General features: G+C 50.6%; 8 protein-coding genes and 1 pseudogene. 4 read left to right on the plus strand and 5 right to left on the minus strand.

Going from position 1 to position 13753, the window contains the following annotated elements; genetic code table 11:
- Positions 1 to 26: 26 nt before the first annotated feature.
- Positions 27 to 713: an OmpA family protein gene (locus tag LX98_RS19630; protein ID WP_496430449.1), complete on the minus strand. Its 687-nt coding sequence runs from the start codon at positions 711 to 713 to the stop codon at positions 27 to 29.
- Positions 710 to 1936, minus strand: coding sequence for an anti-phage protein ZorA-like protein (locus tag LX98_RS19635; protein WP_496430450.1), 1227 nt, complete (start codon positions 1934 to 1936; stop codon positions 710 to 712). Before LX98_RS19635 ends, LX98_RS19630 begins: the two co-directional genes overlap by 4 nt.
- A gap of 499 nt (positions 1937 to 2435) precedes the next feature.
- Between LX98_RS19635 and LX98_RS19640 the strand changes: the two genes are divergently transcribed.
- The 3 genes and pseudogenes from LX98_RS19640 to LX98_RS19650 all read left to right on the plus strand — a co-directional run bounded on the left by LX98_RS19640 (position 2436) and on the right by LX98_RS19650 (position 6353).
- Entirely contained in the window at positions 2436 to 4811 is a 2376-nt protein-coding gene (locus LX98_RS19640; RefSeq protein ID WP_496430451.1) for a PAS domain S-box protein, read from the plus strand.
- Positions 4812 to 4847: 36 nt separating this feature from the next.
- A pseudogene (locus LX98_RS19645) lies at positions 4848 to 5423 on the plus strand (PAS domain-containing protein); the annotation flags it as partial.
- Positions 5424 to 5438: 15 nt separating this feature from the next.
- A complete protein-coding gene (locus LX98_RS19650) occupies positions 5439 to 6353 on the plus strand; it encodes an ATP-binding protein (protein WP_496430636.1) in 915 nt (304 codons plus the stop codon).
- A gap of 732 nt (positions 6354 to 7085) precedes the next feature.
- Here LX98_RS19650 and LX98_RS19655 read toward each other — a convergent pair.
- Together LX98_RS19655 and LX98_RS19660 are read right to left on the minus strand one after the other, a co-directional pair.
- Positions 7086 to 7433 carry a hypothetical protein gene (locus LX98_RS19655; protein ID WP_496430452.1) on the minus strand — a complete coding sequence of 116 codons (348 nt, stop codon included), beginning with the start codon at positions 7431 to 7433 and terminating at the stop codon, positions 7086 to 7088.
- Positions 7434 to 7670: 237 nt separating this feature from the next.
- The gene (locus tag LX98_RS19660; protein ID WP_496430453.1) at positions 7671 to 10373 is read right to left on the minus strand and encodes an AMP-binding protein; all 2703 of its coding nucleotides are present in this window, start codon (positions 10371 to 10373) and stop codon (positions 7671 to 7673) included.
- Between the two features lie 297 nt (positions 10374 to 10670).
- Here LX98_RS19660 and LX98_RS19665 point away from each other — a divergent pair, with 297 nt between their 5' ends.
- On the plus strand, positions 10671 to 12077 hold the full coding sequence (locus tag LX98_RS19665) for a DUF3391 domain-containing protein (protein WP_496430454.1): 1407 nt from the start codon (positions 10671 to 10673) through the stop codon (positions 12075 to 12077).
- A 227-nt stretch (positions 12078 to 12304) separates the two neighbouring features.
- Here the strand turns inward: LX98_RS19665 and LX98_RS19670 are convergent, their stop codons facing one another.
- Positions 12305 to 13750 carry a DUF3482 domain-containing protein gene (locus LX98_RS19670; protein WP_496430455.1) on the minus strand — a complete coding sequence of 482 codons (1446 nt, stop codon included), beginning with the start codon at positions 13748 to 13750 and terminating at the stop codon, positions 12305 to 12307.
- Positions 13751 to 13753: the final 3 nt, after the last annotated feature.

Here is a 13753-nt window from a genome sequence, read left to right on the forward strand (position 1 = left end):
TTGAAATCACATTGGCAGGTTGAAGCCTACAACGATGGAAGAATTGTGGGAAGCCCTTCGGCCATGTGACGTTGCTCGGTTGAACGAAGGCGGATTTTAAAGATCACGCGGCGGCTCTTTTCCCGGCTCACCCTGCTATTTCCATCGTAGATCAAGTCTTGCCTGCCACGGCCGGAAGCTGACGTCATGGCTTGGAAGCATTGATAGGCCGAAGGCTCTTGAGCCTCAATGGCCTCTAGCCCCTTCACCATCACGGCCAGGGATCGCTCCTGGCTTAATTTTAAATTATAGGCATCGTCCCCGCGATCGTCGGTGTGACCCTGGATTGCGAGGGAATCGATCTTGTCGCGTAAAGGTCCGCATAAGACGGCCGCATAGAACGGCATCGCCTCCTGTAAAAACTGAACGGCGTCATGAGAAAGTATGCTTTGGCCGAACTCAAAGGTGAGTTTATTGTCGGGGACGACGATGAGAAGCGTGAGCGGATCGTGGGGATCGGAATCCAGGGTAAGTCCTAATCGCTCTAAGTGGTCCCGAAGGGCTGCCTGCACATTCTCTTTGTGTTCTTGCAATTGCGATCGGGCTTCGGAGGGGGTTTGGGTGATAAAGGCCGCAAAGAGTAGAATGAAGATCATGGCCAGTGAGGTCATGAGATCGATGATTCCTCCCGTCGTGGGAGAACTGGTGTTATCCTGTCCCGTCGGGGAACTCATCCTGTCCGCCGGTGTCTGACTGGCCCCGGCCGTTTGGACCAGGAGCCGATTTTATCGAAAAAGCTGATCACTGAAGGGCTCCGAGCGTATGAAGAGGTCTTCCAAAGGGCTGGGCGGTCTTCGAAAGGTTTTTCTGTTGGCATAGGGTGCAGATTGGCTTCCTTGAGCCATTTGGTGAGGTTGTGAATGGCATCGTTCAAATCATTAAGGGGACCATGAAGCCGGTCCGTCATGACACGTGAAAGGTCCGACACGGTTCGTCGGATTTCCGCATGTTGCTCCTGCTGCAATATCGTCAAATTTTGTATGGCCGCTGTTAAATCGGCAGTTGAACCGGCAAGGCTGTTTGTCTCCCATTCGGCCATGTGTGGGCGGCCTTCTCCGCCGGAGGCCGAATGGTCGGTTGAGGATCGGCTTTGCATAGCCGTGAGTTGCTCTAACATTTGCTCCATGGTTTTTCGAGGAAAGAGTTGATCAACGAAACCAAGAAAAACGTAATGATCGTGTATCAGCCTGGCCATGAGCGGTTTTTCAATGAACGTGAAGACATTGGCCACGATAAGTCCGACGATGGATGTCAGGAACTTGCCTGCCAGCCCGTTTATCAGCCCCTGAATGCCGACAATCTCACTTCCCTCGGCATGTAGCTTGCCAAGGCCGATAAACAAGGCGAGAAAGGTCAGCAGTAACCCGAGACCCGTGATGAACGAAGGCAATTGACGATAGAACGGTAGATTCACATGTTTGGCAATGAGGGCTTCGTGAGTAAACACCTCTGCGGCGCGTTTTGTGCTGAATATCCGCGGGTCGACAAACCACGGGACTTGTTCAAGAATGAGTGTCATTCGGTATTGCGCCCATGGGTCCCGAAAGATGGGTTCCTGTTGCATTCCCGAGTCGAGCGTGTGGATGTCTTCACTGTCCAGCCGGCTCGAAGTGGATGCCGCCCGGTCCACATGGGTTGAGAACCCCTTTCCCGGATGATGCGTGAAGCGGTTGCGATCGATTTCCTTTCGTTCGTTAGCAAGTGCGTCCAACATGGGGCGTATTCGACTGAACGCCAGACGAACCGAAGCCGTTTCCTTTCGCATTTTGAGAATGTGCCACAGAAAAAATACTACAATCCCAACGGACCCCAGCCAACTCAGCATGGGGCTGTGGGGGCCGCCCAGGAAGGTCACGTCACGGCTCAAAAACTCCCACAGGCCAAACGTCGTGGTCACCTTGCCCTCCGCGTCGTCATAGTGCCCTCGCTTTCTGCCTGGCAATGTTGTTGATTATCAAAAGCATATATAGCCCATCTCAAGTTTCGTGCCGTCACTAAAACAACTAAAAACTCATAAAATAACGGAAGTTTTTTGAATGTTTGAGAACCTTGAGAGGGGCGTTGGGCAAAGAGTGCCTCCTGCATCGGCAAGTTGGTCCTCAAAAAAACGCATCCACAATCATGACCTCCCGTAAATTCTGACCCAATTCGTCTCCTTCTGGTCTCTGCCTGTCATTCTCAGCCGGTGCCAAAGGTTGCCAGACCGTTGGTTTTGTTGATGTTCAAGGGTTTCAATCATATTCATGGATTGGGAGACTCACAAATCTTTTAGATCCCTGATAGAGCCACTGGGTTTGACCCTTCATTCAAATGGCGTACAATACCTCCACGATTCCGGCCAAGCTTCTCTACCAAAGGCCATTTTGGCAGAAAATGAGGAAAGCAAAGGGAGAAAGATGGAGGCTGTGAGAACCACCACACCCACTATCCTTGTTGTGGATGACGAGGTGGACATTTGTCTGGCTTTGAGTGATCTGCTGGAAAGTGAAGGGTATCGGGTTGAGACCGTGGAGACCGGAAGCGAAGCGTTACGTCGGGTGTCTCCGGTTCATTCCTATAGTGCCGTCATCCTAGATTTAGGTTTGCCTGACCTTGATGGGCTGATTGTCCTTCAACGGCTGTATGGCCAAGATCCCACCCTTCCTGTGGTCATTCTTACGGCGCATGGCGATCAAAAGGAAAAAATCCTCACTCTGCAACATCATGCATTTGCACACTTGATCAAACCCTATGACCGGCAAGAGGTGGTTGAGATGGTGCATCGCGCTGTTGCGGCCAAGAATTTGACTTGGAAGGCCGCACAGGCGGAAGAGGCGCTCACCTCCAGTGAATCGAAACGACAGCTCGAACAGCAACGCACGCAAGCTTTGCTTTCCGAAAGTGAGCAACGGCTGACGTTGGCCTTGAAGGCGGGAAATATGGGGATATGGGACTGGCATATTCCGACCGGCCATCTTATCTGGTCGGAGGAAGTGGCCGGGCTCTTCGGGTTAGCGCACGGGATGCTTGATGAAACATTTGAGGCTTACGAAAACTGCATTCATCCTGATGATCGCTCGATGCTTAAAGAAATCATTGGAAAAACGTTGGAGAACGGGGTGCCTTATGAAGTCGAGCATCGAATCGTGTGGCCAACCGGGGAGGTCCGGTGGATCGCCTGCAAGGGGCAGGTTGTTAAAGATCAGGATGGTCTCCACCAACGAATGCTTGGCATCGTTCAAGATATCACCACCCGAAAACAGGCAGAAATCCATTTGCAGGACAGTCAACGGTTTTTGACCTCCATTGTGGATAATCTCCCGCATATGATTTTCGTGAAAGATGCCAAAGATCTCCGCTTTATCCGCTTTAATCAAGCCGGAGAAAAGCTCATTGGCTATTCCAAGGAAGCGATGATCGGGAAAACCGACTACGATTTGTTCCCCAAATCGGAAGCAGACTTTTATACCAGGAAGGATCGAGAAGTCTTACTAGGTCATACCCTGATTGATATCCCGGATGAAGTCATTCACACCCAATTTCATGGGACACGGTATCTGCATACCAAAAAAATTCCGATCTTAGATGGTCAGGGAACCCCTCAATATCTTTTGGGAATTTCGGAGGATATTACGGAGCAGAAGCAGGCGGAATTGGAACGGACAGAACGTGAAACCTTGTTACACCTTATTTTTGAAATGGGGCCGGGTTGCATTAAACGGGTTGCCGCCGATGGAACCCTGCTCCACATTAATCCTGCGGGGTTGGATTTAATCGAAGCGACAAATGCCGATGACGTGCTTGGACGTTCCGTTTTTGACCTCGTCGTGCCTGAGCATCTGGATGCCTTTAAGCAAATGCATCACGAGGTAATACAGGGGAAGAAACAAACCCTTCAATTTGAGGTTCAGAGCCTCAAAGGCACCAGAAGTTGGATAGAAACGTATGCGGTGCCATTCAAGAATCCCATCACGAATGAAATTGAACATTTGGCGGTCACACACGATATTACGGAACGGAAAAAGTCAGAGGAGGAGGCTCAGCAGTTGTCCCGTCAGAACGAACTGATCCTCTCCTCCGCTGGTGACGGGATCTATGGATTGGATCTACAAGGTCGGACCACCTTTGTCAATCCGGCTGGGGCAAAAATGTTGGGGTATGCGCCCCAGGAGCTCATTGGATCCTTTATGCACGGAACCGTCCATCATTCCAAGTCCGATGGTTCTCCTTATCCCAGTGAAGCCTGCCCAATGTATGCGGTCTATTCGGACGGGGTTTTTCGGCAGGTTGAAGATGAAGTCTTATGGCGCAAAGACGGCACCAGTTTCCCAGTGGATTATACCAGCACGCCAATTTGGCAGGATGGGAATCTGACAGGCGCGGTCGTCACCTTTCGAGATATTACCGAGCGCAAGCAAACCGAGGAAGCGTTTAATAAATCGAAAGAGGACTTTTTGACATTAGTCGATTCACTGGAGGGGATTGTGTGGGAGTGTGAGTTGCCTTCTTATCGGGTTACCTTTGTCAGTCAGCAGGCGGAACGCTTGTTGGGGTATCCCATAAATGAATGGTTAGAAAATCCCGACTTTTTCTGGGATCGTCTTCATGTAGCTGATAAAAGCCGGGTGATGGAATATGGCAGGGAAGCCATTCTCAAGAAAAAGAACTATGAAATAGAATACCGATTTCTCAAGAAGAACGGGGAGATGATCTGGCTGAGAGATCTGGTGACCGTGGTGGTGGAATGTGATCGACCTGTGAAATTGCGTGGAGTCATCTTTAATATTACTTAGACGAAGCAGGCAGAGACCGTTCTCCAGGAGAGCGAAGAACGTTTCAGACTTCTAAATGAAGCGATCCCACAGCAGGTATGGACGGCACGCCCTGATGGGTCTTTAGATTATGTCAATCGACGGGTTCTCGAGTATTTCGGCTCATCCTTTGAGGAGATGATCGGTCATGGGTGGCAGCGGTTTCTGCATCCGGATGATCTGCCTGGATGTCTGGATTGCTGGGACAGGGCACGTGAAACCAGCCAACCCTACGAAATCGAATTTCGCCTACTGCGGGGGTCAGACCATTCCTTCCGATGGCATCTCGGGCGGGCTCTACCTGTTTTTAATTCTGAGGGGCAGGTGGTGAAATGGTTTGGGTCCAACACGGATATCACTCAATTGAAACAGCTGGAAAATCAGGTTCGCCAATCTCAAAAAATGGAGGCCATTGGGACCTTGGCAGGCGGTATTGCCCATGATTTCAATAACATTCTTATGGCGATCATTGGGTATACGGAACTTGCCAAACAGAGTGCCAGCAACAATGACAGGGCACAAAAGAATCTTGATGAGGTGTTGGTAGCCGGGCAGCGCGCCAAGGAATTGGTGCAACAAATTTTGACATTTAGTCGGCAAACCGAGCAAATGCAGCAGCCGCTTGACCTTCAAGTGTTGGTCAAGGAGGTTGGCAAATTCCTTCGTGCCACGTTTCCGGCGACCATCGACATTCGTCAACAATTCACTGAGGCGAGCTCGATCATATTAGGAGATCCCATCCAAATGCATCAGGTGTTGATGAACCTGTGTGCCAATGCCGAATATGCGATGCGGGGAAGCGGAGGTCTTCTTGAATTGAAGTTGGAGCGTGTGATTGGTGCACCTGAGGGGATCGGCGCAGCTCCTGACCTAAAGGGAGGTGCCTATGTATGCCTGACTGTTCGAGATACTGGAACGGGTATGACTCCGGATGTCCTCCAACGCATCTTTGATCCCTTCTTTACCACAAAAAGGGTCGGTGAAGGGACGGGAATGGGCTTGGCCGTAGTCCATGGAATCGTCATCAGTTATGGCGGTGTAATTAAGGTGGAGAGTGAACCTGGACAGGGAACTATTTTTAGCATTTATTTTCCGGAGATGGAGGCGGCAAATTATCCAGAGGAAAATCTTCCATTGACACAAGATGTGTTTATGGGCCGAGGGCAAATTCTTTTTGTGGAAGATGAAGAGGCCCTCGCCAGGCTTGGGGAGGAGGCAATGAAGGGGTTGGGGTATGAGGTTATGGTGCGTACGAGTAGCGTTGAAGCTCTGGAAGCCTTTCGGGCAGATCCCTTTCGATTTGATGCGGTGGTGACCGATCAAACGATGCCGCATATCACCGGCGAAGCTCTGGCGCGCCAATTGTTAGAACTTAGACCCGACGTGCCTATAATTCTGTGTACGGGGTTTAGTCACAGTATGACCTCGGAAAAGGCCAAAGCCATGGGGATACGGGCTTTTCTTTTAAAGCCGCTGTTGATCAAGGATCTCGCGTGGGCTCTTCGTGAGGTTCTTGATTCATGACAGACCGAATGTGACTTTATTGTTTCGGCCGGTGTGAAATCTCCTCCGGCCTCTGTTTGGTGTGTGAGGAATTGATTCTCCAGAATTGCGGTGATGTCCGAAATCCCCGTTTTCAGATTTTCTTCTTTCATCACACTCCCATCAATATTTTTTGCAGATTCTTCATCAGAAATCTCACGATCGAAATGTGTGCTCAGCAACAATGTGCGTAGGGTTTCCCGGGCATTTGAAACACGCGCCAGCGTCGCTCCTTACCTTTCGTATTGACGCCGCATCCCAGCTCTGCATGCCATCCATCGTATGTCAAAAGCAGAATGGGAGCGAATATGGTCTGTTCATGAAAATACGATTGTGGCTGATTCCCAGGTCACTATACTGGGTTCCTTCGCATTCAGAAGGCTTCATTGAAAGAGTTTCTTTTTTCGCTTTATCCTGCAGGTAGTAAACCGCGGTCGTTCTGCCATTTCTGGATCGTATGAGCGGCTGAAAGAGCATGAAGTCCGATTAAAGTGTTGGAGTTCGTATTTACATGACCGTATTTGCGAGGATTTGTCATGAATGGTGAAGAGGCTGTCATCAAGAGTATGAACATGCCGTCAAAATGTCCCGTGATGTCACGCGATGTGCAACTCAAAAGAGAAGACCTTGGTGACACAATTGTTGTCCAGACATCTGGTGTGTGTGCCCCGCCTGCTTTATCAGATACAGGCCGGACTGATTCGGTGAAAGAAGTTAACCCACTTGGACCATGCCGTGGTCGTCGCAATGGGCACCGTGCGGAAAATGCAAATGGCCGTCAACCAGATAATCGGTATGGTCGCCGTGCGGAACCGTTTGATGCCCACATGTAGGCCCATGTCGATGGGAGGACTCATGTACCTCGCAATCGTGGTCGGACGTGCATTCGGCCGGATTCGCAGTCCCTACAGCCAAGGTGTGTTCATCCACATGTTCATTGTGCGGGAAATGCAGATGTCCATCATGAAGGTAATCTTGATGGTCCTCGTGCCGGATAAAGGTATGGCCACAACCGGGACCGTGTGTGTGAGGATGTTCCTCATGAATGCGATGGTCGCTCATGATGTCTCCTTTTTTGATTGTGAACCGGTCATTTCAGTCGAAGTTTCCCATACCAATTTAGAAACATTTGGAAGGATTGTCAAAGGATTGTGACCCATTGGACAGTTGTTTTTCCGGTGCAACAATCACAATTAGCTGCTTTTTCTTTCATTCATAGAACTCTCTTAATGGGAAAAAGGCGCAAGATATTGGAAGGTCTAGGTGAGGCGGGATGTGTTGAAAAATTCCCCCATATTGCTAAAGAGATGCCACAGCCTTACGGATTAACTGGGTCGCTGCTAAATAGGGGTCTTCCCCTCTGTTTGTCCATGTTTCCACCATGGATGGGGTAAAGGTTTGCCGTTCCCCAAAGGTGAGGGAAATGGGATGACGTTGAGGTGTCTTGGCATCGGGGGGCCAGACCTGAAAACTTCCTTCGATTTTGACCGGGATAATTGGGATGTGTAATTCACAGGCAAGAACCCCGAGACCTTTCTTGAAGGGAAGGAGCTGCCCATCAAGGCTCCGTTCCCCTTCGGGAAAAATCAGGAGGCTTTTCCCGTTCCGGAGAAGGGCGGCTGAGGCCTTAAGGACATTGACCAGGGGCGTCTCCGGCCCCACGGGAATCACATGACCCACACGCGCGACCCATCGACGAAAAGGTGATCGAAAAAACGGTTCCCAGCCAAGAGTGTAGAGTTGCGTAAAGGTGGATGGTGGCACGGTCGCCAAAATAATAAAGGGATCAACAAAACTCAGATGGTTGGCCGCCAGGATAAAAGGCCCCTCCTTGGGCACATGTGTGATGCCTTTGACGGTCAATGGGAAGGCTATACGGGAGAGGCTTCCGACAATAGCCATGCCTATCTGCCCGATGATTTTATTCCCTCGGGAAAGCGGAGCGAGGACTGTCTTTTTCAGGGCTGGAGGGAGTGGGGTTTCGAAGATCTGATGCCAGGAGGAGGTGGTTTCTGTGTCCTCAGCGGGATTTTGCTGAATGGCCATGAGCTTGGTTATGACATCACGCACTGTAACGACTTCTCCCATGAACGTTTCCGGGACCGCTCCCAAACGGCTTTCGAGGGCTGCTTGAAATTCGACGCGTTTCAAGGAGTCGAATCCCAAGTCCAGATCCAGGTGGTCGTCCAATCGTAGGGCGCGGTCGGCTGAAACCAGCCCGACAAGGGTTTGGATAACCACTTGGCCGATGGTTGTTTGGCGAATCTCCTGGTCGGTCTCAGGTTCATGCTCCGGTCCGGGTTCTACGGCAGTCTGCTTAGATTGCGTCATGGCTCGAACAAGATGTCGCTGGATTTTCCCTAAGCGCGTGCGTGGAAGGGGATCCTTGATGAAGGTCACACCACTGATCCGTTTGTAGGAGGGAAGAGTTGCTGCGACACTATTCAGCGCATCTTTGATGTAAGTGGCGGAATCATGAATTTGGTGTTCTCGTAAATAATCAAAACTTGGGACGACCACCGCATGAAGATGTTCGCCCTCCTCACCAGCGCGTGGAAGTCCAAGGATACAGAGTTCCGCGATCGCCGGATTCTGTTGGTACGCCTCTTCCAATTCTTCGGGAAGAATGTTTTTTCCTCCAGGTGTGACGATCAGTTCCTTAATCCGTCCGGTGAGAAACAGGTATCCGTCTGAGTCCAGATAGCCCAGATCTCCGGTAAAAAACCAGCCATCACGAATAGCCTCTGCCGTTTCAGCCGGTGCTTTGTCATAGCCCTTCATCACATTAGGCCCTCGCACCACCACTTCTCCTATTCCTTCTTCGTTCGGCTGATCGATTCGCACCTCGACACTGGCGAGTGGTGGACCGACGGAACCCGGTTTCAGTCGAGACAAGGAACTGAAGGCAATCACGGGCGCCGTTTCAGTGAGCCCGTATCCTTCCCGAATGGTAAATCCAAGGCTCCCTAAGTCTTTCGATATTTGTGGATCGAGTTTGGCTCCGCCGCAGCACAGCAGTCGAAGGGAGGAACCAAATCGGCGGTGAACCGGGGTAAAGATACGTCGTCCCGGATTCCATCGGGTATGGGTTCTCACAAAATCTGACAGGCCAAGTAGAAGCGTGATTAGCGGACGGACGAACGCGGGACGCCGGCCGAGTTCTTCAAATATGGACCGACGAATCATGGAAAAAATTTGGGGAACTCCCACTGCGATCGTAATTCCGGTTTCATGGATACATTGCACCAGATCCGGTCCCTTGAGTGAAGATAAGAAGGTCATTCTGGCGCCCAAGAGAATGGGGACGAGGTAGGCGATCATAAAGGGATAGGCATGGTGCAGAGGGAGCATGACTAAAAAATTATCTTCCGGTCCCGCTAAATCTTTCCTCATAATGTCTTTGGCATTGGCCATAAAGTTGCGGTGAGTGAGTAGCACGCCTTTGGGTTTTTTGGTGGTGCCAGAGGTATAGAGTAACGAAGCCACGTCGTCCGGATTCACTTGTCTATCGACGGACGGTTTCTGCTGTCCTTGTGATATGAGATTTTTCATGGGCAGGTGGGGGGATTTGGTAGCGGGGTCCATGTTCACGACGGTGATCGTGGTGGGAAGGCCTTGAATCAAGGCCACGGTTTTTGAGCTGACGAAGACGAGCCGACTATTGGAAGTGGTGAGGAAGGACAGCAGTTGCTCCTGTGGCATTTGAATATCCAGTGGAACGGCTGTGGCGCCGACGGTGAGGATGCTGAGATGAGCAATCACCCATTCCGGGCGATTTTCAGCAACGAGGGCGACACGGTGACCCGGACCAAGTCCGTGTTCATGAAGACTGCTCGCCAATCTCCGAATGAGCAGTGACACTTCCCCGTACGTGTATTGTCGATAGCCCTCTCCTTCTTTTATTTGCATGACCACATGATCGGAGGCGATGGCGGAGAGGGCGAAAAAAGCCTCAGGAATAGTATCTGGAAGATTGGTGGGAGCGATGGGAGGAGCTTGCATCGTTTGGGTCTCCTGAAAAGGATGTCAAAAACGATCCGAAACCAAGTCTACCCCAAAGGGGACATGGATCCAAGACAAGACTTGGGGAGCGGGGACCGAGCCTAAAAAAAGGGGCGGGTTGGTGTGGTGAGGTTCACTCGGCATGAAGGGGAAAGGCTTTATTTACTGTCGGCAGGTGTCAAGACTTAACCCATAAGGAAAATATTCCGAAAAAGTCTGGAGCTTTCTGCTTAGTCCCGTAATTGTAGTCATTCCCAGATCGATGTTTTGGTTTTTAGCTGAAAAAGAGATTGTTCTATGCCGTTCGTTAAAGTTGAAGATACCCGGGATCTTCGGGTCGGGACATTTGTCAAACTCGAAGGGTCCTGGTTCAGCCATCCTTTTCCCACGAATACCTTTCAAATCAAATCCTCTGATGATCTGACGACCATTCAAGCCCTCAAAAATGTCGTCATTCTTCAAGATCCCGAACGGTCGGCCTCGTTCGATGTTGAGGATGTTCCGGATGAAAACCGGCGGCCCCTGGACCATGAGGAGATCGTCAGTAGGGAGGAAGACACGGAGGCCATTTCCGATTCAACAGCCGATCACCTGGAAGACGACGAACCACTGATAAAAGAATCTTCCCTATCCACAATCCTGGACCGGCGACAGGATTACCATGAATTTCAGAATCACCTGCGTAAGATTGAAGGGGCATATCAAAAAACCCTGGGACAGGGGAATGAATTGTTCCGGCAACTGAGTGATCGCCGGCAGTCCGGACGTAAAACCGCGGATGCAATGATCACGAGTATTGTGACGGCCATACAACATCCCAAAACGGCGATGTCGTTAATCGATGTGGTCGGCAGTAACGGGGCCACGTGGGGCCTGTCTGAACATGCACTCAACGTATGCACTCTATCCCTCCTCATCGGCCGTCAGTTGGGTTTGGAAGTCGAGGAATTACTTGAGCTTGGGCGGGGAGCGTTGTTCCACGATGTGGGTTATCGGGCGTTACCCATGAATGTACGATTTAGTGCGGTTGGAATGAAAATCCAATCGGATCCCGAGTTGGGGCCACGCCATCCGGAGGTAGGGCGACAGCTGATGGCATCCTTCCCTGATACCAGTCCAGCAGTATTGGAAATGATTGAACGGCATCATGAACGACTGGATGGTTCGGGATTTCCAAATGCCATGAGAGCAGACGCCCTTTCATTGCCGACCAAAATCGTTATGGTCGCGGACCATTATGATGAACTTTGCAATGCTCCTGATCTACAAACGAGTCTTACTCCTCATGCGGCGTTGTCCCGACTCTTTCGCCACGTGGTTATGAAGGGAGAATCGTCCAGATTCTGCCCGGAAGTAGTGCAAGCCCTGGTGCAGGCCATTGGGGTCTATCCACCGGGGAGCATGGTGGAATTATCGGATGGATTTCTCGGGGTCGTTTCATTGATCAATATTCATCAACCCACCAGACCGACAGTGTTATTGTATGCGCCTTGGATTTGCCGAAGTGATGGAATGTTGGTCAATTTGGCACAAGAGCCTGAGTTGGAAATCAAGCAAGCCCTCCATGTGAAAGATATACCCCTGCCAGCCCTGGCCTACTTGAGTCCCCGTCGAATGGCCATGTTTGTGCATGCGACTGAGCCTACCACCGTGGCGTCCAACAGCAGGCAGCGTCAAATTTTTAAGTCAAATCTTAATCGGTAGTCCTGGTGGTAGACGGTTAAGTTTCATGAATACGGTAATCCTAAGACAAATGGTAGGGCGTTAATTGTTCATGGGCTGTCAGGGATTGACAAGTTTTTTCATAATAGCCTCGAGCTAATTCAAGAAGAGAGCCTTGCTCAGACTCCTCAGAAAAAGATAGATCATTGGTTTCCCCCTTTATGGACTCGATAAATTTGTCAAGGGGTGTACCAGAAAAACGGAAGATGCTAGCCCGGAGATTTTTTTAACCAATTTTTGGCTTCGGGATAAAATTGGCCTAAAATTTCCTGACTCATCCTTGAGAGTAGAGGAACGAGTTTGGCCTGGAGGTGATCCGTAATTGCTGTTGTGGGTTGCGGCGATCGAGCCAATTTCCACATTTGGTGTAGAGCGTCTTTTTGTTGTTCAAGAACTTTCTCGGCGGCGCGTTGCCAAAAAACGGGAAACTCTCTTGGGTCCGTGTAATCTCCCCGTCCCCTCCCGCAATGGGTCACCGCTAAATAGCGTAACAAGGCATCCCGCGTTTGCCGGTCAAGAAAGGCAGGGACCCAGGAAATCCGATTGGAATTGCCTGTTTCCTGACTTTTGGCATAGGTCCGTTCGGCGAATGCTCCAAGGATCGCTCCTCCAATGGTAAACGCGCCATGAGAGAGTCCTCCGGTGGCTAAGTCCGAAGCCAATCCGGCTGCCGCGCCACTGGCCAGTGCTCCCCAGAACGTTTCCTCTTCCCACGGTTTTTTTTCACCTGGCACAGTCACATCTTCAATCCTGGATTTGAGTGTGTGCGCGGCATCGCCGGTTAGCCCATGTAACTCAATAAGATCTGCGGTGACGCCTGAGATGCGTTGTGCTAAACGTTGGTCCAGTGTCTGAATCGCATTTTTGATTTGCGGCTTTTTTGAGAACCCCGTCGGCTCTTGGGGAAGGCATTCTCCATCCAAAGCGGTCTCGATCAAGAGTTGAGTGAGATGGGTCATGGATGTATCAAAGATCTGCCGGTGGATGACATACCAGGCCTTTCCTAATTTTTCCATTGTGGGGCGTTTTTCCGATGGCAGGACCTGAGTGATGTGATCCCATAACACACCTTCCTGAACCCAGCAACGCGTAAAGGCATCCAAGCTCATCACGTCTTTAATGACACCTTGATTAAGCCAGTGTTGTTTCCAAAGGGATTCCAATTGTCGCTGTTGTTGCGGATCGATCAGACCGGTTTGATTCACTAACACGATGACGGGTTTATTCAGCCAAGTGAGGAGGTCGAGTTCAGGTTGAAGATAGCCCGCCATGGATGGGTCTTCTGTCGCATTGACGAGGTATAACACCACGTCAGCTTCATCCCTGACGTTTCGGATCGCTTGCTGACTGCACCAAAACGGTTTGTCTGCTATACGGTCCCAAACTTGAGACACCATCCACCCAATCGGGTTGGTGAGTCCCTGAAGACGATCCAAAAGCTTGTGGCTATTTCCAAAGCCTGGGGTGTCCCACAAGTTGAGTCGGGAACCATCAGAAGTCTCCAGCAATACAAAGTGTTCATTTTGAAGCGTGACATGGGCCTGATCGAGCACTTGTCCGACGTCGCGACGCAACAGAGTGCGGGCCAAGGTGGTCTTCCCGATATTGGTATGGGAAATGAGTGAAAGCGTGATAGAAGAAGAAAGGGCCGTCATGTC

This window comes from Nitrospira marina, from assembly GCF_059568365.1.